Here is a 19,581-nt window from a genome sequence, read left to right as displayed (position 1 = left end):
TCAATACGTCAGCTCGCGTTTGCGACGCGCCACCCTCGAACAGCCACGTGCTGGGCGGGGGCTTTTTTGTGTTCGGGCGAATGCCAGTGGCCCTGCCGGGTCAGTCCGAGTCAGAACGAGACAGTGAGGAACGAAGACGGTGAGTGCACCAACCGCACGACCCGGGCCATCGGCCCGCAGGTCAGCGCCTTCAGCTACCCCTGGTAGCCCGGCGACCAACCCCACCCGCCGCCAGGTCGCGCCCGAGCGCGTGACCGGCGCCCAATCGGTGGTTCGGTCCCTCGAAGAGCTCGACGTCGACACGGTATTCGGCATTCCCGGCGGCGCGGTCCTTCCTGTCTACGACCCGCTGTTCGATTCCGAGAAGGTCCGCCACGTCCTGGTGCGCCACGAGCAGGGCGCCGGTCACGCGGCGACCGGTTACGCGCAGGCCTCGGGCAAGGTCGGTGTGTGTATGGCCACATCCGGCCCCGGCGCCACCAACCTGGTGACCCCGCTGGCGGACGCGCAGATGGACTCGGTTCCGATCGTGGCGATCACCGGTCAGGTGCCGTCGAGCCTGGTCGGCACCGACGCGTTCCAGGAAGCCGACATCTCCGGCATCACCATGCCGATCACCAAGCACAACTTCCTGGTCAAGGACGCCGCCGAGATCCCGCGCACCCTGGCCGAGGCGTTCTACCTCGCCGCCTCGGGTCGCCCCGGTGCCGTCCTGGTCGACATCACCAAGGACGCCCTGCAGGCCCAGACCACGTTCTCGTGGCCGCCGGAGATGCGTCTGCCCGGCTACCGTCCGGTCACCAAGCCGCACGGCAAGCAGGTGCGCGAGGCCGCCAGGATGATCATGGAGTCCAAGCAGCCGGTGCTCTACGTCGGTGGCGGTGTGATCAAGTCCGACGCCTCGGCCGAACTGCTCGAGCTGGCCGAACTCACCGGCATCCCGGTGGTCACCACCCTGATGGCGCGTGGCGCGTTCCCGGACAGCCACACCCTGAACATGGGCATGCCCGGCATGCACGGCACCGTCGGCGCTGTCGCCGCGCTGCAGCGCTCGGACCTGCTGATCACCCTCGGCGCCCGGTTCGACGACCGCGTCACCGGTCAGCTGGACTCCTTCGCGCCCGACGCGAAGGTGATCCACGCCGACATCGACCCCGCCGAGATCGGCAAGAACCGCCACGCCGACGTCCCGATCGTGGGCGACGCGCGTGAGGTGATCGTCGAGCTGATCGAGACCCTCAAGGCCGACCCGCAGTCCGGTGCCACGCCGCTGCTGAATCTCACCGAATGGTGGGCCTACCTCAGTGGCATCCGCGACAATTACCCGCTGGGCTGGAAGACCCCCAGCGACGGCTCGGTCTCGCCGGAGTACGTCATCGAGACCCTCGGCCGCCTCGCGGGCCCCGAGGCCGTCTACTGCGCGGGCGTCGGCCAGCACCAGATGTGGGCCGCGCAGTTCATCAAGTACGAGAACCCGCGCACCTGGCTCAACTCGGGCGGCCTCGGCACCATGGGTTACGCGGTTCCCGCTGCCATGGGCGCCAAGATGGGCGCGCCGGAGAAGGAAGTCTGGGCGGTCGACGGTGACGGCTGCTTCCAGATGACGAATCAGGAGCTCGCGACCTGCGCCATTGAAGGTGTGCCGATCAAGGTCGCCCTGATCAACAACGGCAACCTGGGCATGGTCCGCCAGTGGCAGACCCTGTTCTACGAACAGCGTTACTCCAACACCGATCTCGGCACGCATTCCCTGCGCATCCCCGACTTCGTGAAGCTGGCCGAGGCGCTGGGTTGCGTCGGTATCCGGGTGGAGAAGGAGTCCGAGGTCGAGGACGCGATCCGGCAGGCCCAGGCGATCACCGATCGCCCGGTCGTGATCGACTTCATCGTCGGCAAGGACGCCCAGGTGTGGCCGATGGTCGCCTCCGGTACCAGCAACGACGAGATCATGTTCGCCCGCGGCATCCGTCCGCTCTTCGACGAGGACGAGTCGGTTTCCGAACCGGCGATCATCCACGAGGCGATGGAACGCGAGCAGGCCGCATTCGAGAAGGGCACCGACGAATGAGCACGACCCATACGCTGAGCGTTCTCGTCGAGGACAAGCCCGGCGTGCTGGCGCGAGTCGCGAGCCTGTTCTCGCGCCGTGGCTTCAATATCGAATCCCTCGCCGTCGGTGGCACCGAGATCCCCGAGATCTCGCGCATGACGATCGTCGTGACCGTCGACGATCTGCCGCTCGAGCAGGTCACCAAGCAGCTCAACAAGCTGATCAACGTCATCAAGATCGTGGAGCAGGACGCCGACGCCTCGGTGGCCCGCGAGCTGATCCTGGTGAAGGTGCGGGCCGACGCGTCGGTGCGCACGCAGGTGATCGAGGCCGTGCAGTTGTTCCGCGCCAAGGTGATCGACGTCTCGCCCGACGCGCTGACCATCGAAGCGACCGGCACCCGTTCCAAGCTCGACGCGCTGCTGCGCATGGTCGAGCCCTATGGCATCCGCGAGATCGTGCAGTCCGGTGTCGTGGCCGTCGGCCGCGGCCCCAAGTCGATCACCGCGACCCGCTGAACCTCCCTCAGCAACCTCCGCGATAACTTTTCCTAACCGCATTCGAGAAGGGACCAACCAAAGTGGCAGTCGAGATGTTCTACGACGACGACGCTGACCTGTCGATCATCCAGGGCCGCAAGGTCGCCGTGATCGGTTACGGCAGCCAGGGCCACGCGCACTCGCTGAGCCTGCGCGACTCCGGTGTCGACGTCCGCGTCGGCCTGGCCGAGGGCTCGAAGTCTCGCCCGAAGGCCGAAGAGGCCGGTCTGACCGTCGGCACCCCCGCCGAGGTCTCCGCGTGGGCCGACGTGATCATGGTGCTCGCCCCCGACACCGCACAGGCGTCGATCTTCACCAACGACATCGAGCCCAACCTGAAGGACGGCGACGCGCTGTTCTTCGGCCACGGCCTCAACATCCACTTCGGTCTGGTGAAGGCTCCGGCCGGCGTGACCGTCGCCATGGTCGCCCCGAAGGGCCCCGGCCACCTGGTGCGTCGTCAGTTCGTCGACGGCAAGGGCGTTCCGGCCCTGATCGCCGTGGACCAGGACCCGACCGGCAACGGCCAGGCGCTGGCGCTGTCCTACGCCAAGGGCATCGGCGGCACCCGCGCCGGCGTCATCAAGACCACCTTCAAGGAAGAGACCGAGACCGACCTCTTCGGTGAGCAGGCCGTGCTCTGCGGTGGCACCGAGGAACTGGTCAAGATCGGCTTCGAGGTCATGGTCGAGGCGGGCTACGCCCCCGAGATGGCCTACTTCGAGGTCCTGCACGAGCTCAAGCTGATCGTCGACCTGATGTACGAAGGCGGCATCGCCCGCATGAACTACTCGGTCTCCGACACCGCCGAGTTCGGTGGTTACCTGTCGGGCCCCCGCGTCATCGACGCCGGCACCAAGGAGCGCATGAAGGCGATCCTGACCGACATCCAGGACGGCACCTTCGTCAAGCGCCTCGTCGCCAACGTCGAAGGCGGCAACAAGGAGCTCGAGGGTCTGCGCAAGGAGAACGCCGAGCACCCCATCGAGGTCACCGGCGCCAAGCTGCGCGGCCTGATGAGCTGGGTCGACCGCCCGATCACCGAAACCGCGTAAGTTTCTGATCCCTGAATGGCCCGTTCGCCACGTGCGAGCGGGCCTTTCGGCGTTCTGACGTAATCTGAGAGAGTGACGGAAGGAACCCCAGCGCAGCGGCTTCGGCTCGCACTAGAGATGTCGGAATTCGGTGTGGAGATGTACCGCACCCGGATGCGTCGGATGTACCCGAACGCGTCCTCGGCCGAGATCGCCGACAAGGTCGCGTCGTGGTTACTGTCACGATCCGGAGCCGGTGAAGTAGTCAGCCCGCCCGCGCGATTCGCGTGAACGCACTCGAATCGGCGCTGCGGCGCTCACGAGCCGATATCGACAACAGGGCACCTCATCGCCCTCAAACTTCTTTCGCGTGATGACGACACACGTCCCCAGGATCTACACGAGCTTCTGGCGGCGGCGACCGAGCACGACCTCACAGTGGCACGCACCGCAGTGCGACTCATCACCGATCGAGGTTTTCATCGCGAACGTCACCTGGAAGACAGCCTCGACATGCTTGTCTCGGGCAATAGAATTCGGTGATACGTCGCGGCCTATGGCTCGAACGGGCATCGTGCCGTTCTCCGGGTAGCCTGGATCGGTGACGGAAGCGACACCAGCCCAACGATTTTGGCTCGAGCTGACCGCGGGGGGTGCGTCATCCGCGTCACGGATCTGAACCCGGTGCCCTCGGCTGACCTCGGTGGCGGTGATCTCGCGATTCCGTTCGAGCTGCCCAACGGCGACGTCGGCTTCATCTGGGGCGACTCGTTCTCCGGCGACGGCCCGTACGGGCCACCGATGGGCGGCATCGGGAACTGGCGTTCCCCCATCATCACTCGCACGTCTGCGCGCGACCCCGCCGAGCCGATCGTCATGGCCACCTCGCCGAGCACCGACGGTCGCCAGCTGTGGGACTACCAGCACGACAACGCCGAATACTCCACCGTCCTGCCGTGCGACGCGATGACCATCGACGGCCGGATCTACCTGTGGGTCATGTACACCCAGGGCCTGGGCAACGAGAAGTGGTGCGAGGTATGGACATCCGACGACAGCGGCATCACCTGGGCGCGCAGCGGATCGAAGTTCTGGTGCGACGCCTTCGCCGGTAAGCGGGTCATGATCTCCTGGGCCAAGGACCCGCACAGCGACTGGGTGCACATCATCTCCACCGGCGGCCTGGCCAGGAACAAGGACATGCTGCTGTGGCGCGCGACGGTCGACGGCCTGTCCGATCCACACGCCTGGCAGGGCTGGGGCTGGGACGGCCACAACTGGGCCTGGAACCGTGAGCCCACGCCGATCCTGCCCGGTTGGCGATTCGGCGAGATCTGCCTGCGCTATGTCGAGAACAGGGCCGTGATCTCCGGATTCGACGCGGGGGACTACTCGATCTTCGTCAAGGTCGGCGACCGCATCGACAACACCAACTGGATCACCACCCACACCCACCGGCCGATGACCGGGATGCCGCGCGGTGTCGACACGGTCCCGCGCCTGTACGGCGGCTACATCCACCCCTACAGCAGGCTAGAGGACGGCAAGTTCACCCTCATCGTCTCCGAGTGGGCGGAGAACGGGAATCCCTATCGGGCAACCCAATTCACCTGCACCGGGATTCGCCGGAAGGTGCTGGTCCCGGCACCCGACCCCGAACCGACTCCGGCGCCGGCCCCAGAGCCCCAGCCGGCACCCGAGCCTGCGCCGACACCGGACCCGCGTCGGACCTGGTGGCAGGAGCTCGTCCGCCGAGTCGACGAGTGGCGCAGGCGGCTTGGTCCGTAGCGCCCTTACTGTCCGCGGTTGATAGCGGGAGACTTGCTCGATGAGTCATCCGTTTTTGCCGATCGGTGACGCGCGCTGTCACCTCATGGTTACCTGCTGGTTCTTGCCCGGGTGGCCTGGTAGCGCCAGACTTGCTCGATGACGACGGTTGAGGATTTCGAGCGGCAGGCGGCTGAGGTCGGTAAAGCGGCGCGGCAGCGGGTTTCGCGGTCCGCGCTGGGGGAGTGGAAGGCGGAGCCGGGCCGGGAGGACCCGGTGGCGATTCTGCTGAAACAGAACGCGAAGCGGGTGCAGAGTCTGGTGCCGATCCGGATGGCGCGGATGGCGGAGTCGCCGTTCGCCTTCCTGCGTGGTGCCGCGGCGGTGATGGCCTATGACCTGGGCAGTAGCCCCGGCACCGGGCTGATCGCGCAACTCTGCGGCGACGCGCACCTGGCGAATTTCGGGCTTTTCGGCACGCCGGAACGCAACCTCGTTTTCGACGTCAACGATTTCGACGAGACACTGCCCGGCCCGTTCGAGTGGGACGTCAAGCGCCTGGTCGCCAGTGTCGCGGTCGCCGCGCTCGCCAATGGCTGTTCCGATGAGGACGCGGCATCGGCGGCAGAGGCGACCGCCCGTGGCTACCGCGAGGGCATCGAGGAGATGACGCAGCAGGACAGCCTCGACATCTGGTACGACCGCGTGGACGCCGACAAGGTCATCGCGCAGATCCCGAAGAAGAAGTTCCGCAAGAAGGCGGAGAAGACGGTCGCCTCGGCCAGGAAGCGCACCAGCCTGCAGGCACTGGAAAAGCTCACCGAACCCGATGCCGACGGCATTCCACGGATCAAGAATCAGCCACCGCTGCTGGTGCCCATCACCATGCCCGACGAGACGACCGTCAAATCCGTGCTCGCCGAGTACCGGCGCAGCCTGCCCGATCAGATGCGCGTACTGCTCAACCGCTACACCCTGGTCGACACCGCCGTGAAGGTCGTCGGGGTCGGCAGCGTGGGCACCCGGTGCTTCATCGCGCTGATGATGGACAAGGAGTCGGGTGCTCCGCTGTTCCTGCAGATGAAGGAGGCCGATACCTCGGTGCTGGCGCCGTATCAGAAGCCGAGCCGATACCAGCAGCAGGGACATCGCGTCGTCGCAGGTCAGCGGCTGATGCAGGCGGCCAGTGACATTTTCCTCGGCTGGGCAACCGGTCCGAAGGGCGTGGACTACTACTGGCGCCAGTTCCGCGACATGAAGGGCTCGGCCGACATCGAGGACATGACCCACCGCCAGCTCTCCAACTACGGCGGGCTGTGCGGTGGTGTGCTGGCCCGCGCCCACTGCCGCTCGGGCGACCCCATCGCCATCAACACCTATATCGGCGGCAGTGACAAGTTCGACAAGGGAATGCGCGATTTCGCGATGTCGTATTCGGACCAGACCATGGCCGACTATCGACTGCTGCTGGCCGCGATCGAGGACGGTCAGGTGGAAGTGGCCGACAACCCGTACTGATCGGCCTCGATCGGAGCCGACCGGTACAGCGTGATCCCGATCGCGAACAACCACAGCATGGTGAGCCCGCCGACGGTCGCCGTGCTGCCCCACCCGTTGGCCGCGTAAAAGTTGGCCGGCGTGTTCCCGAAGAACAGCGACGGCACGAACGCGAAGTTCACCGCCGCGAGTGCCCAGCTGCTCACGATGCACCAGCGGGGCAGTAGCCGTGTGGCCGCGATGGCGAATGCCACGAGGAACAGTCCCTCCAGCAGTCGCGAGATGGTCCCGTACAGGATGTAGGTGCCGGTGACGGTGATGGTGGGATCGATCGGCTCCGGTGCGGCGATCACGGCACCGACCTCGAGTCCGGTCGAGACCACAACGACCGTGAGCCAAGCTGTTCCGGCCCTGGCGGCCAGCGAACCGAACCATTCGCGTTCCGGGTCACGCTGCCTCACCACAGAAGCGAGCCCGCTCATGAACACGATGAACAAGGTGACCCCGACCAGTCCGAGCAGGCATCGAGTGAGCACGTTCGCATCCGGCGGCGCCCCCGCGTAGACGAAATACAGCGGCAGTTCGATCAGCGTGCACCCGGCACCGGCGAATGCGGCAGCTCCCGTGATGCGCTGAATTGTGTTGATACCCATAGCTATTCGACCCTTGACTCCGAGCGCTTCCGCTCGATCAGAATTAGTATAGATCTTAAACTATAAGCCATATGTTAAGTTGAGGGAACCCCCGAACGAAGGAGGAGACAGTGACCAGCAAGCAGCCTGGTTCGCCACGACCGCGCGTCGGCCGCCCGGCCGAACTGGACGCGGATCGCATCGTCGCGACAGCGATCACGCTTGCCGATCGTGAAGGTCTGCGCGCCGCGTCGCTGACGAAAGTCGCTGCCGCACTGGATGTCACGCCGATGTCGCTCTACCGCCACATCGGCTCGAAAGACGGCCTCACCGACCTGATGGCCGACACCGCCTTCGGCCCGCCGCCGGTCATCGGTCCCGCCTGGCGCCCCGCCCTGCGCGAGTGGGCGACCGGTCAGCGCGCCGTGTTCGCTCGCCATCCCTGGCTGACCCAGATCCCCATCTCCGGCCCTCCGCGCGGCCTGAACGCCCTCGCCTGGATGAACGCCGGCCTCGCCGCCCTGCGCGATACGGGCCTGGACTGGGGCGCCAAGATCGGTGCGATCACCGTGGTCGGCGGCTATGTGCGGCAGTCCTTCGTCACCGACCGGCACATGGCCGAGCAGCGCGGCACCGAACAGCGCAGCGAGGCCCAATCTCTCGACGCGTACCAGCGCGAGGTATCGACCCTCGACCTGTCCGAATTCCCCGAGGTCGCCGCGCTGTTCGCCGCCGAGGCCTTCGCCGATGTCCCCCCGGACGAAGAATCGGCGGACGGCGATTTCACCTTCGGTCTCGACCTCATCCTGGGGGGAGTCGCCGCCGCCATCGAACAGGCGGCGTCGTAGCGACGGCCCTCACCGGGGCCCCGGCGACGCTGGATATACTGGTTACCGATGAGTAAGTTCTTTTCCTCGGTGAACCAGGTGACCGACCGGCTGACGGCTGCCGGTTACCTGCCGTCCCTCGACATCGCGACCGCGGTCTTCCTCGCCGATCGTCTGGGCAAACCACTGCTGATCGAAGGCCCGGCGGGCGTCGGCAAGACCGAGCTCGCCAAGGCCGTCGCCGCCGCGGTGAGTGCCGAGCTCATCCGCCTACAGTGCTACGAGGGCGTCGACGAGGCCCGTGCCCTCTACGAGTGGAACCACGCCAAACAGCTGCTGCGCATCACCGCCACCTCCGGCGAGGACTGGGACAGCACCCGCGACCACGTCTTCACCGAGGAATTCCTGCTCGCGCGCCCGCTGCTGGCGGCGATCCGCAACCCCGACCCCACAGTCCTGCTCATCGACGAACTCGACAAGGCGGACGTGGAACTCGAGGGCCTGCTGCTCGAAGTCCTCGGTGACTTCCAGGTGAGCATCCCCGAACTCGGCACGGTCACCGCGATCCGCAAGCCCTTCGTTATCCTCACCTCCAACGCCCACCGCGACCTGTCCGAAGCGCTGAAGCGGCGCTGCCTCTATCTCCATATCGACTATCCGACAGCGGAGTTGGAGAAGGCGATCGTCGCGCTCAAAGTACCTGAGCTCGACGCGGCACTGGCCGAGCGGGTTGTGGCGACGGTGAGCGCGTTGCGTCAGTTGTCGTTGCGCAAGGCGCCCTCGATTGCCGAAACAGTCGACTGGGCACGGACTTTGGTTGCGCTGGGCACCCGGACGCTGACCGGCGGTGTGGTCCGCTCGACACTCGGTGTCCTGCTGAAATACCAGTCCGACCATCGCGTGGCCATCGACCGGCTCGGTCTCGACGACCAGCCGGACGGCAGTGTGATGCGATGAGCCCGCAGCTCAGCCGCCTCGACGGAAGCCGCTGTGCTGCGATCGCGGCCCACGTCGATCACCTCGGCGGCCGGGCACCGGCGGTGTCATCGATCGGTCGACGGCGATGACACCGACCGCGCCAACGGATTCCCGCTTCGTCCCGACGAGCGCTCGGCTCGTCGATTTCGTCACCCTGCTGCGCGAGCACAACATTCACGCGGGTCCCAGCGAAACCATCGATGCGGCAGCCGCAGTCGTAGCCCTGGGAACCACCGACCCCCGCATCCTCCGCTCCGGCCTGGCCGCCTGCCTGCTCCGCCGCAACGGCCAGCGCAGGGTCTTCGACCAACTCTTCGACCTGTACTTCCTCGGCGTCTCGCTGCCGTCAGCGCGCCCGAGCGAGAACGCCGATGACCTGCGCGAGCGTCTGATCGCCACCCTCGTCCAGGGTGAAGACACCGCCGAACTGGCTCGCGAAGCACTCAACACCTTCGGCGCCTACGGCGGTGCGGGCGAGAGCGCGGGCCGGGTCACCCAAGCTTCCGGCGCCGGCTGGTCGTCCTACCTGACCATGAAATCGCTACGCCCGGACGAGATCTCCGAGCAGCTCGCCCAAACCATGGGCGGCACAGGACAGTTCGACACGGCGGTGCGCACCATCGAGGCCCGCCGCCGCGTCGACCAGTTCCGCACCGAGGTGCAAACCGAGGCGCGCCTGCGCTCGGCCGAACTGCGCGGCACCGACTACATCGCCCGCCGCGGCGTCGAAAATGCCGCGGACCGAACGGATTTCCTCGGCGCCCGCGAGCAGGATCTCGCCGAGATGCGCCGCCTCGTGCACCCGCTGGCCCGCAAGCTTGCCACCCGACTGGCGGTGCGCCGCAAGAAGGCGGTGCGCGGCCAGATCGATCTGCGCCGCACCCTGCGTCGTTCCATGGCCACCGGTGGCGTCCCCGTCGATCCGGTGCTGCGTGCCCGCAAGCGCGGCCGCCCCGACCTTGTTGTCCTGGCGGATGTTTCGGGCTCGGTGAGTGGTTTCGCCGAGTTCACCCTGCAATTGGTGCAGGCCCTGCAGGACCAGTTCAGCAAGGTCCGCAGCTTCGGTTTCGTCGACACCTGCGCCGAGATCACGCAGTATTTCACCCCCGGCGAGCCCCCACCGCCGGGCTTCGCGCGCGACATCGTGCGCGAAGGTGGCGTCGCCCGGTTCGGATCGAGCAATTACGGCGAGGTGCTCCAGGGTTTCGTCGACCACTACCTCGACGCCGTCGGCCCCCGCACCTGCGTCCTGATCCTCGGCGACGCCCGCACCAACCGCACCGACCCGAATCTCGCTGCCCTGCAGTCGATCACCGAGCGTGCGAAGGCGGTCTACTGGCTCAACCCGGAGCCGTCGCGCTCCTGGTCGACCGGTGATTCGGCCGCCGAGGCCTACACCGACATCGTCACCATGCACGAATGCCGCAATGTCGCCCAGCTCGCCGAGGTGATCGGGCGCCTCCTGCCCGCCTGACCCTGCGGTTCGCCTCCGCTCTCGCAGCGGCCGAACTGTTCTCATCCGACGCTCGGTCGCCCGTGCCTGCTGAGCATTTACGACTGCTCAGCAGGCCGCTCGGCTTCCGTTGCGTAACCGGCATGCGATCTCAGGCGGTGAGCCGCACGACGGCGTACTCACGACCGGCCTTGGTCTGGTACTTGTCGTAGCGCGGCTGGGCGGCGGCGATCTGTTCCCAGGCGGCGGCCCGCTCGGCGCCATCGAGCACCTGCGGTGTCACCGCGACGGCGTCGCCGCCGGGTAGCTGGACGGTCGCCTGATCGGTGTTGGCCATCAGGTTGAGGAACCAGTCGGGGTGTCCGTCCTTGCCGCCGGAGGCGACGAGCAGCCATGATTCGTCCTCGCCGGGGAACCAGGTGATCGGGGTGTCGCGCGGCTGCCCGCTGCGGCGGCCGACTGTGTGCAGGATCAGCACGTCCATCCCCATGAAGGTGCCGTTACCGCCGCGGATCTTGCGGTTCATCCGGTTGTTCATCCGGTGCTGCATCCAGCGGGAGAACCCACCGTGCGAATTGCTCTTGCTCGCTTGATGATTCGTAGACATGGTCACAGTTCCTTTCACAGGGGGAGGGGGCCTCAGCCCCAGGCGCCCGCGATCTGACGGGTGGTGGCATTGAGCCGGTTGAACATGTTGGTGACGCCGATCATCAGCACGATCGAGGCGAGCTGCTTCTCGTCGAAGTAGCTGGCGGCGCTGTCCCAGATCTCGTCGGTGACCGCGTCGGGACGGTCGGCCATTCGGGTGGCGGCTTCGGCGAGTTCGAGGGCGGCGCGCTCCTCCTCGGAGAAGAACGGGGTCTCGCGCCAGGCGACCACAGTGGCGAGGCGATCTTCGCTGACGCCTGCTTTGCGTGCGGTGGTGGTGCCACCGTAAACGCAGGCGGCGCAGCCGTTGATCTGGCTGACCCGCAGGTGCACCAGCTCCAGGATCTCGCTGTCCACGCCGCCGGTCTCCACTGCCTTGAGCACCTGCTGGATCGGGCCCATCGCGTCGGTGAGGACCATGGCCGGGTTCTTCATCCGAGACTGCATGTCGTTCTCCTTGTTCGGTGCTTCTCCGCTGCTTGCGGTGTGTCTCAATAACAGCCCGTGCGGCGCTGGAACAGAATTGCTGTGGGACACTGTGGGACAGCTGAAAACGGCCCTGACCACCGGCTTGTCGGTCGGAATATTTCTGGTCCAGGCCGGGACAACGGGAGTGGAAAACGGTGGTTGTGCAACAGCAGACGACACGGGCGTATCCGCAGGACGAGCTCGCTTCGCGCCTGCGCCTGATCCAGGAGCTGTCCGGCCGCGGCGTGCGCGCCCTGGCCCGCGACACCGGCCTGAGCTCGTCGTCGCTCTCGCGCTACCTCAGCGGCCAGACGGTCCCGCCGTGGCCGGCGGTCCTCGAGCTGTGCCGCCTGGTCAAACGCGACCCGCGCCCGCTGCGCCCCCTCTGGGAGCGCGCCAACAACCCCCTGCCCGCCCCGCCGAAAACCAGCCGTCAGCCTGCCCCGCCGAGCCCGCCGGCCGACGCCCCACCGCCGCCACGCAACGATCTGCCCCGCGACGTGCCCGACTTCACCGGCCGCGAACAGGCACTGGCCGACGTGATCGCGGCCGTCCGTGCCGATCGCGTGGTCGCTATCGACGGCATGGCGGGTGTCGGGAAAACCTCCCTGGCGGTGCACGCCGCGCATCAGCTCACCGCCGAATACCCTGACGCCCAGCTGTATCTCGACCTCCACGGCTTCACCGACGGACGTCAGCCGCTCGACCCCGATGCCGCGATTCGCGCGCTGCTGGCCGCGTTGCAGGTCCCCTCGGACAAGGTGCCGCAGGACGGGGGAGTCGAACTGCGGGCGGCCTGCTGGCGTTCGGAGCTGGCCCGGTTGCGCGCTGTCGTCGTGCTCGACAATGTCGCCGATGCCGCGCAGGTCAGCCACCTGTTGCCGGGCGCGGGCGAGTCGGTCGCCATCATTACCAGCCGCAACCGGTTGCTCGAACTCGATGAGGTCCCGCCGGTGACCCTCGACGTCCTCACACCCGAGGAGAGCGCCGAACTGCTGGTGCGGGCCAGTGGCGACGCGCGCGTCGGCCGGCTCGCCAAGGAACCGGAGCAGACCGCCGAAGTGCTCCGTCTGTGCGGCAACCTGCCCTTGGCGTTGCGCCTCGCGGCGGCTCGGCTGCGGCATCGCCCGGGCTGGTCGGTCGGCATCCTCGTGGAGCGAATGGCCGAGGGCACCAGCGAATTCGACACCGCCTTCGGCATGTCGGTGCGTCAGCTCAACCGCGATCAGCGCCGCCTGTTCCGCCTACTCGGCCTGATCCCCGGCTCCACCTTCACCGATTACGTCGCCGCCGCCGTGGCCGACGTCTCGCTGCGCAGCGCCCGGACCATGCTCGAAGACCTCCTCGACGCGCACCTCGTCCAGCAACCCGCCGACGGCCGCTACCGCCTCCACGACCTGGTCCGCCAGCACGCCCGCCACGCCACCTTCGAACACGACACCCCCGCCGACCGCGAACGCGCCCTGCACCGCATCCTCGACTACTACGTCCACACCGCGGCCGCCGCCGATACCGCCATGCCGTTCCTGTCGCCGACCCGCCCCGTCTCCGCCGGCCCGCCGCCTGCGGAACTACCGCACTTCCCCGGCCGCGACCCCGCGTTCTTCTGGTTCGTCTCCGAGTACACCAACCTGATGGCCGTGTTCTACGCCGCCGTCGAAGCAGGCGCCGACACCCACGTCTGCGAACTGCCGCGTTTCATGCGCGCCTTCTTCGCCCGCCGCTGTGGCACCACACATCTCAACGCGCTCTTCGAGCAATCCCTCACCGCCGCACAGAATCTCGGCGATCCACGCCAACTCGCCGAAGCTCACAGCGACCTCGGCTTCGCCCGCTACAACGCAGGGCGGATGACCGAAGCGGCCGCCGCCTATGCGGCAGCAGCACCACTGGTCGCCGCAGCGGGTGACCCGCTGCCCCGAGCCGAACTGACGATGCGCTGCGCCCAATTACGTTGGGACGAAGGCAGTATCGAAGAACCACTCGAACTGTTCCGTCAAGCCCGCGACCTCTACACCGCCGGCGGTTGCCCGACGAGTGCCGCCGACGCCATCGCCGGCGAAGCCTGGGCCATGCTCCAGTTGGGCCGCCGCGAGGAAGCCGCCCAACTGGCCCGCGACGCCCTCGCTATCCACACCCCGTCGCTACAGGCCCAGATCACCCTCGGCGTGGCGATCGCGGCCGACGAACCCGAAGCAGCCCTCGACCATCTGAGCCGCGCCCTCATCCTCGCCCGCGAGGACGGCCACAAGCACAACGAAGCCTGGTGCCTGAACTGCCGGGGTGTCGCCTTGCGCGATATGGGTCGCTACGAAGAAGCTCTCGCCAGCCACCGAGAAGCCTTCGCCCTCTTGGACGCCGTCTTCGAAGACCACTGGAAGATCCATTTCCTCAACAGCTATGCCGAAACCTGCCGCCTCGCAGGACTTCCCGACGAGGCCATCGACCTCTACCGCCAGACCCTCACCCTCGCACCGAGACTGGGCCACCGGTTCGAAGAGACAACAGCCCACCAGGGCATCGCCGGCGTCCTCGACGCAACGGACCCGGCTGCCGCCATCGAACACCGCGCAGCAGCCGAGTCTCTCTTCGCCGAGATCACCCCATCGACTTCGCCCCGTCCAGCGATTCCCGAATGATGTCGGCGTGCCCGGCGTGCTGGGCGGTCTCGGTCATGATCTGCAGCAGAGTGCGGCGCGCGGTCCAGCGTCCGCCGGGCTCGAACCACGGCGCCGCAGGCAGGGGCTGACTCGCGTTCAGATCGGGCAGGGTGCGCACGAGCTCGTCGGTCCGTGCGGCCACCTGCTCGTATTCGGCCAGGACACCCGCGAGCGTTTCGCCGGGCAGCATCCGGAACGCGTCGCTCCACTGCGCCATCTGTTCCTCGGTCATGGAGGAGAAGTCGGGGGCTTTCGCGGGCCCGTCGACGATGAAGCCCGCCCAATTCGCTTCCACCGCGGTCACATGCTTGATCAGTCCGCCCAAGCACAGCTCGCTGGCGGTCGTGCGCAGACCCGACTGTTCGTCGGTGAGGTCGCGGACGGTGAAGCGCAGGAAGTGCCGGTGCTGGGCGAGCATCTCGAGGAGGTCGCTGCGCTCGGCGTCGATCTGGGTGCTGGTGGTCATGTGTTGATTCCTTCGCTTGTCGGTGTGTAAAACCTAAGGTAGGACACATTGCGGTCAGTTTCTGGCCGCAATTGCGAGATAATCGAACTATGGCCGATACGAGCGCACGAACCCTCCGACTCCTGTCGCTGTTGCAGACCCACCGCTATTGGCCCGGCACGGAACTCGCCGAGCGACTGCGTGTTTCGGCCCGCACCCTGCGCCGCGACATAGACCGGCTTCGCGAGCTCGGCTACCCCGTCGACGCCCGGCCCGGCGTCGACGGCGGCTACCAGCTGGCCGCGGGTGCCGCCCTGCCACCCCTGGTCCTCGACGACGACGAAGCCGTAGCCATCACAGTCTGCCTGCAAGCAGGATCCCAGGGCGCGGGCGACGGCTTGGCCGAACCGTCCATCCGCGCACTCGGCAAATTGGTCACCGTCCTGCCCGCCCGCCTACGCCGCCGCGTCGATGCCCTCCGCGCCATGACCGAATCCACCGCCTGGACCGCCGTCCCTCTCTCCGACGTGGACCCCGCCGTCCTCACCGACCTGGCCCTCACCTGCCGCCGCGAAGAACGCCTCACCTTCACCTACACCGCCGCGGACGACAGAACCAGCATCCGAGAGGTAGAACCCCACCGCCTGGTCTCCCAGGGCCGCCGCTGGTACCTCGTGGCCTACGACCTCACCCGCCACGACTGGCGCACCTTCCGCGTAGACCGCCTCACCGCCTCCACAACCACCGGCACCCGCTTCCGCCCACGCACCCTCCCCGCCCCCGACGCCGCCACCTTCGTCCGAAACGCCATCGGCGCCCGCCGGTCCGGCTACACCGTGACCGCCGAAATAGCGGCCCCCGCCACCGACATCCACGCCCGAATAGGCCGCTGGTGCACCATCACCGCCCTGCCTGACAACCGCACCCACATAGAAATGACTGTCGACAGCCTCGACTGGTCAATCCTGTTGCTGGGCAGGGTAGAAGCAGACTTCCGAGTCGTCGGTCCACCGGAGCTGATTGTGCAACTGCGAGAGTGGGGGAGCCGCTTCATGCACACAACCGCTCTGGGTGGGTAGTCGATCCCTCGACCGGCTGCAACGAGCGAACGCGAGTTCGATGGTGCCCAATGTTGGTAGTGTATGATTGCATCAACATTACCAACATGGAGGTGCGGGATGACCGTAACCCAGATCGACCTGGATGACGACGCTCTCGAGCGAGTGCTGGCGACCTCGCACGCCAAGACCAAGAAAGAAGCGGTCAACCTCGCACTCCGTTTCTATGCGGAGAAACAAGAGCGTGCCGCACGAATCGCGAAGCATTTCGCGCGGGCAGCGAAGTGGGGTGCAGTGGAGGATGCGGAGCGCCGGCACCAAGCCGAGAAGAATGCTCTGTGATCTATCTGTTGGACACGTCGGCACTCGTTCGGCTGATCGCCGATCCGGTGCTGCGAGATGCTTGGTACGACACAATCGAGGCTAGCGCCATCGCCTCATGCTATCCGCAACGTGCCGAGTTTCTTTACAGCGCACGTAATTCCGCGGAGTACGACGAGATCGCGGAAATGTTCAACGACTTGTACCCGGATCGTGCGGTGCCCAGAACCGCGGGCCGCTGGATCGACTCGGTACAACGACAAATGGCAGAACAAGGCGAGCATCGCAGCGCCTCGGCGGTCGACCTGATGATCGCGGCGACTGCCGCGCACCATGGACTTGTCGTCCTCCACCATGACGCCGACTTCCGAACTGTCGCGAAGCACGCTTCTGATCTCTCTGAGCACGACGTCACTGATCTTCCCGACTGAGCGGCTGGTCCTGGGCTATCGGGGGCGGTACCCGCCCTGCGGTCCCTGGCTCGGCTGCTGCCAATGGCCCTGCGGTGCACCGTAACCGCTGGCAGGAGGCATGCCGGGTTGATGCATCGGGAAGGGCTGCATCCCTGGCGCACCGGGGGCCCAACCGGTCGGGCGCCGATCATCAGACCCTCTGCACCAGCGTCGGGTCGAGGGCAGCACCGCCAGCAGGAAAGTAGCTACCGGAAACACCATCACGAGCAGTGAAATCGCCCAGGGGATGTCGACGTCGGCACCGAGGATCAAATTGATGCTGGAATTCCCCATCAGCGCATCCAGATGCCGACTCAGCGGCACTCCGTAGTCCATCATCTGAATGACCGTGGATAAAGCTCCCAGCACAAAGGCGCCGATCACCCCGAGGCAGCCCAGAATCACGAGCGTGGGCCCCGCCTTGTGCTTGCGGAAGATGAGGGTGGCCCCGACGAGCAGCATGATCGAGGCGACCAGGTCGATCACCAACAACACCACCGTCACGATCGACGCCCATCCCGGTACGAGCCCCCACGCGAGCCAGTGCGCGTCGAAGCGCAGAGTGTTCACCACGTACATGACGAGCCCGCCGAGAGCCGCGAGCCCACCGAGCAACGCCAGTATCGCCGCGGTCACCGCCGTTCCTCCGGTGGCAGGACGTTGAGCGGGATACATGCGAGTCCTCCTGGAAATCGACCGTCGATGTGCTCAGTCTGTCGCATTCGCACGCGGATGTCGCGTCACCCGTTGCGGTAGCGCCCCTTCTGCCTCCGCTGATAGAACAGCAGATCGACCTCCACCGGCTCGACCAACGCCGTGATCTCAGCCAACCGAGTGTCGTACCTGAGCTCGGTGATGCACCGATGCAGATAGGCCCGCCGCTCCGGCCCCAATTGTGCCCAGATCGCCCCGAACCGGGTCTGCCCCCGCTCCCCGGAAACCGCGACAAGATCGAGTAGCGCAGGCCAGCAACCAGTTTCGGTCGCCAGCGCGGGTAGCTCCGCCACAGTCGACTCCGAGAGCAACGCCAGGGCGTACCCCACAGCGCTCCTGACATTGTCGTCCATCCGCGACATCAACGTGAACAGCCCACGCCAACTCGCCGCATCCTCGCGTCCATCCATCGGTGCGACCAGATCGACCCCGATATCCGGATCACTGAACACCGGATTGCCGACCAACGTCCACAGTCCCAACGGCGTGAGATATCCAGCCAGCGTGAGGAATTCGGGCACCGCGCCGAGCGCGAGCGCATTGCGCACCAGCCGCGCGACATCACCGGGCCGCGCACTCCCGAACAGAATGTCGCCAACCCGCCTAATGACATCGGGCGCGCATCGCGAAAACACCGACAGCGCAGCATGTTGCAGGTCAGCAGAACCCGTCAATACCGTCTGTGTCATCCGCGGAACCCGCCGATGCGGCCCATCGAGCAGTTGGCGAACAACCGCGCTGAGCACCTCGACGTCATAGGAGAATGCCGCCGAGAAGATCAACCCGGCATCATCGCGCACCCCCGCCTCGACAGCGGCGATCACTTCCGTTGTGGCACAAGCCAAGAACGGACCAGCTGTCACGTAGTCCCGCCGCCGCAGCAACTCGTTGATGATCTCGACGATCGGCCCCGGCGCCATCTGATCGGCCAACTGCTCGATGGCCCGCGGATCCAGATAGGGCGCACAATCCGCCGCATACCCCGCATCGAGCATCGTCAACGTCTCGGCAGCCTTACCCGGATGATCCAACCCCACCGACCCCGCCGCCCGCCCCGTCATCATCGGCGGAACCAGCTTCTGCACCAACGGAATCGAGATCCCCAACGGAATGAACGGCACCAACGCACTGATCCGCCGAAACGTCTCCGCGTGCTGATCGAACAACACCCCCGAAATCTGCTGATTCAGCGCATGCAACCGATCGGCCCCCAGATACCGCAGGTGATCCAACCGCTGCGGATGAACATGCAACGTGCGAGCCAGCAGAATCAACTGCGCCCGAGTAGTCAGGTCGGTCATCTGCCGCCGAACATGATCTTCTTCGTCACCCGGCGCAACGGCCGAGGCAACGCAGAGACCATCGAATCGATGGACTTGTCCAACGCGGCCGCCTCGAACGTACTCGCGGCCCTCATCAACTCGAACAGATCCCGAGCCTCATCAGCCGGCAACTGCTCCAGCGCAGGCAAAGTATCCGGCAAGCCACCTTCACGGTCACTTCTGACAGTCATGCGGCTCCTGGGTAACGCGATCCTCTACTCCGAGGGTCCCCCTTTCGGCTGCTACGCGCCAGAACTTTGCCGAATCACTGTGCATGACAACGAAAACCGCAGCCAAGGTACATGTGAACAGACGTACCATTATCGGTGACGCACGAGTGCAATCCCGCTGGGAGTGGGAGAGCGGGGAGTGCAGGGGCACCCCGGTACCGCAAGGTACGGATGCACCCTTGACGCGAGGTCCGCCGGTCGGTCGTCGCTACGGTCGTTTGGTGATGCACGCCCGCCGGGCATTACTCGGCAAGGGCCGGGACTGGGATTCTGCACAGAGTCAGGAACACCCAGGGAAGTCCTGGTATCCACGCCACCAACCACGGTGGAGCCGTCCGAGTCCGCCTTTACCGGCCGACTCTGTGTCATCGGAATGGTTGCAGCGGCCCCTCTACTTAATCGGTAACGGTTAGTTTGAGCAGCGGTCAGACGCTTCTGGGCCCCCTGGCCGGCAAAGGCCTCCAAAGAGGCTACGCGCTGATGGCG

Annotated in this window: 20 protein-coding genes; 13 read left to right on the top strand and 7 right to left on the bottom strand. The window is 66.3% G+C overall.

Features of this window, described 5'->3' with window-relative positions; translation table 11 throughout:
• Window positions 1-139: 139 nt before the first annotated feature.
• From ACFXKN_RS10460 to ACFXKN_RS10435, 6 genes are all read left to right on the top strand, one after another.
• The gene (locus ACFXKN_RS10460) at window positions 140-2,068 is read left to right on the top strand and encodes an acetolactate synthase large subunit (protein WP_378953513.1); all 1,929 of its coding nucleotides are present in this window, start codon (window positions 140-142) and stop codon (window positions 2,066-2,068) included.
• Window positions 2,065-2,568, top strand: coding sequence for an acetolactate synthase small subunit (gene ilvN / locus ACFXKN_RS10455; RefSeq protein ID WP_019048314.1), 504 nt, complete (start codon window positions 2,065-2,067; stop codon window positions 2,566-2,568). The genes ACFXKN_RS10460 and ilvN overlap by 4 nt, the downstream gene beginning before the upstream one ends.
• A gap of 74 nt (window positions 2,569-2,642) precedes the next feature.
• Window positions 2,643-3,644 carry a ketol-acid reductoisomerase gene (gene ilvC, locus ACFXKN_RS10450; RefSeq protein ID WP_378953560.1) on the top strand — a complete coding sequence of 334 codons (1,002 nt, stop codon included), beginning with the start codon at window positions 2,643-2,645 and terminating at the stop codon, window positions 3,642-3,644.
• Window positions 3,645-3,716: 72 nt separating this feature from the next.
• Entirely contained in the window at window positions 3,717-3,914 is a 198-nt protein-coding gene (locus tag ACFXKN_RS10445; RefSeq protein ID WP_378953516.1) for a hypothetical protein, read from the top strand.
• A gap of 393 nt (window positions 3,915-4,307) precedes the next feature.
• Entirely contained in the window at window positions 4,308-5,411 is a 1,104-nt protein-coding gene (locus ACFXKN_RS10440) for a DUF4185 domain-containing protein (RefSeq protein ID WP_378953518.1), read from the top strand.
• Between the two features lie 138 nt (window positions 5,412-5,549).
• Window positions 5,550-6,908, top strand: coding sequence for a DUF2252 domain-containing protein (locus ACFXKN_RS10435; RefSeq protein ID WP_378953520.1), 1,359 nt, complete (start codon window positions 5,550-5,552; stop codon window positions 6,906-6,908).
• On the opposite strand, the gene ACFXKN_RS10430 is transcribed toward ACFXKN_RS10435, so the two are convergent.
• The gene (locus tag ACFXKN_RS10430) at window positions 6,878-7,540 is read right to left on the bottom strand and encodes a hypothetical protein (protein ID WP_378953522.1); all 663 of its coding nucleotides are present in this window, start codon (window positions 7,538-7,540) and stop codon (window positions 6,878-6,880) included. The two genes, ACFXKN_RS10435 and ACFXKN_RS10430, sit on opposite strands and share 31 nt — an antisense overlap.
• A gap of 110 nt (window positions 7,541-7,650) precedes the next feature.
• On the opposite strand from ACFXKN_RS10430, the gene ACFXKN_RS10425 reads away from it, so the two are divergent.
• The 3 genes from ACFXKN_RS10425 (at window position 7,651) to ACFXKN_RS10415 (ending at window position 10,798) form a co-directional block, all read left to right on the top strand.
• On the top strand, window positions 7,651-8,367 hold the full coding sequence (locus ACFXKN_RS10425; RefSeq protein WP_378953524.1) for a TetR/AcrR family transcriptional regulator: 717 nt from the start codon (window positions 7,651-7,653) through the stop codon (window positions 8,365-8,367).
• 48 nt (window positions 8,368-8,415) lie between these two features.
• Window positions 8,416-9,303 carry an AAA family ATPase gene (locus ACFXKN_RS10420; RefSeq protein ID WP_378953526.1) on the top strand — a complete coding sequence of 296 codons (888 nt, stop codon included), beginning with the start codon at window positions 8,416-8,418 and terminating at the stop codon, window positions 9,301-9,303.
• Between the two features lie 106 nt (window positions 9,304-9,409).
• Window positions 9,410-10,798, top strand: coding sequence for a VWA domain-containing protein (locus tag ACFXKN_RS10415; protein ID WP_378953528.1), 1,389 nt, complete (start codon window positions 9,410-9,412; stop codon window positions 10,796-10,798).
• A 130-nt stretch (window positions 10,799-10,928) separates the two neighbouring features.
• Here the strand turns inward: ACFXKN_RS10415 and ACFXKN_RS10410 are convergent, their stop codons facing one another.
• Entirely contained in the window at window positions 10,929-11,384 is a 456-nt protein-coding gene (locus ACFXKN_RS10410; protein WP_378953530.1) for a nitroreductase family deazaflavin-dependent oxidoreductase, read from the bottom strand.
• A 32-nt stretch (window positions 11,385-11,416) separates the two neighbouring features.
• Entirely contained in the window at window positions 11,417-11,872 is a 456-nt protein-coding gene (locus ACFXKN_RS10405; protein WP_378953532.1) for a carboxymuconolactone decarboxylase family protein, read from the bottom strand.
• A 176-nt stretch (window positions 11,873-12,048) separates the two neighbouring features.
• Here ACFXKN_RS10405 and ACFXKN_RS10400 point away from each other — a divergent pair, with 176 nt between their 5' ends.
• On the top strand, window positions 12,049-14,532 hold the full coding sequence (locus tag ACFXKN_RS10400) for a tetratricopeptide repeat protein (RefSeq protein ID WP_378953534.1): 2,484 nt from the start codon (window positions 12,049-12,051) through the stop codon (window positions 14,530-14,532).
• Here the strand turns inward: ACFXKN_RS10400 and ACFXKN_RS10395 are convergent.
• Window positions 14,492-15,019: a DinB family protein gene (locus ACFXKN_RS10395; RefSeq protein ID WP_378953536.1), complete on the bottom strand. Its 528-nt coding sequence runs from the start codon at window positions 15,017-15,019 to the stop codon at window positions 14,492-14,494. The two genes, ACFXKN_RS10400 and ACFXKN_RS10395, sit on opposite strands and share 41 nt — an antisense overlap.
• An 89-nt stretch (window positions 15,020-15,108) precedes the next feature.
• On the opposite strand from ACFXKN_RS10395, the gene ACFXKN_RS10390 reads away from it, so the two are divergent.
• The 3 genes from ACFXKN_RS10390 (at window position 15,109) to ACFXKN_RS10380 (ending at window position 16,808) form a co-directional block, all read left to right on the top strand.
• Window positions 15,109-16,077, top strand: a complete 969-nt coding sequence (locus tag ACFXKN_RS10390) for a helix-turn-helix transcriptional regulator (protein WP_378953538.1) — start codon at window positions 15,109-15,111, stop codon at window positions 16,075-16,077.
• A gap of 99 nt (window positions 16,078-16,176) precedes the next feature.
• Window positions 16,177-16,398 (top strand): type II toxin-antitoxin system VapB family antitoxin, encoded by a 222-nt coding sequence (locus tag ACFXKN_RS10385; RefSeq protein WP_378953540.1) that lies wholly within the window; start codon window positions 16,177-16,179, stop codon window positions 16,396-16,398.
• Window positions 16,395-16,808, top strand: a complete 414-nt coding sequence (locus ACFXKN_RS10380) for a PIN domain-containing protein (protein ID WP_378953542.1) — start codon at window positions 16,395-16,397, stop codon at window positions 16,806-16,808. Before ACFXKN_RS10385 ends, ACFXKN_RS10380 begins: the two co-directional genes overlap by 4 nt.
• Before the next feature lie 15 nt (window positions 16,809-16,823).
• On the opposite strand, the gene ACFXKN_RS10375 is transcribed toward ACFXKN_RS10380, so the two are convergent.
• The 3 genes from ACFXKN_RS10375 to ACFXKN_RS10365 all read right to left on the bottom strand — a co-directional run bounded on the left by ACFXKN_RS10375 (window position 16,824) and on the right by ACFXKN_RS10365 (window position 19,056).
• Window positions 16,824-17,465, bottom strand: coding sequence for a hypothetical protein (locus ACFXKN_RS10375; protein WP_378953544.1), 642 nt, complete (start codon window positions 17,463-17,465; stop codon window positions 16,824-16,826).
• Between the two features lie 104 nt (window positions 17,466-17,569).
• Window positions 17,570-18,844 carry a hypothetical protein gene (locus ACFXKN_RS10370; RefSeq protein WP_378953546.1) on the bottom strand — a complete coding sequence of 425 codons (1,275 nt, stop codon included), beginning with the start codon at window positions 18,842-18,844 and terminating at the stop codon, window positions 17,570-17,572.
• Window positions 18,841-19,056 carry a hypothetical protein gene (locus tag ACFXKN_RS10365; protein WP_378953548.1) on the bottom strand — a complete coding sequence of 72 codons (216 nt, stop codon included), beginning with the start codon at window positions 19,054-19,056 and terminating at the stop codon, window positions 18,841-18,843. The genes ACFXKN_RS10370 and ACFXKN_RS10365 overlap by 4 nt, the downstream gene beginning before the upstream one ends.
• Between the last annotated feature and the right edge of the window lie 525 nt (window positions 19,057-19,581).

Source organism: Nocardia sp. NPDC059195, from assembly GCF_042754695.1.
In the GTDB taxonomy this organism is placed as follows: Bacteria; Actinomycetota; Actinomycetes; order Mycobacteriales; family Mycobacteriaceae; genus Nocardia.
This window is presented reverse-complemented; position numbering and strand designations above follow the sequence as displayed.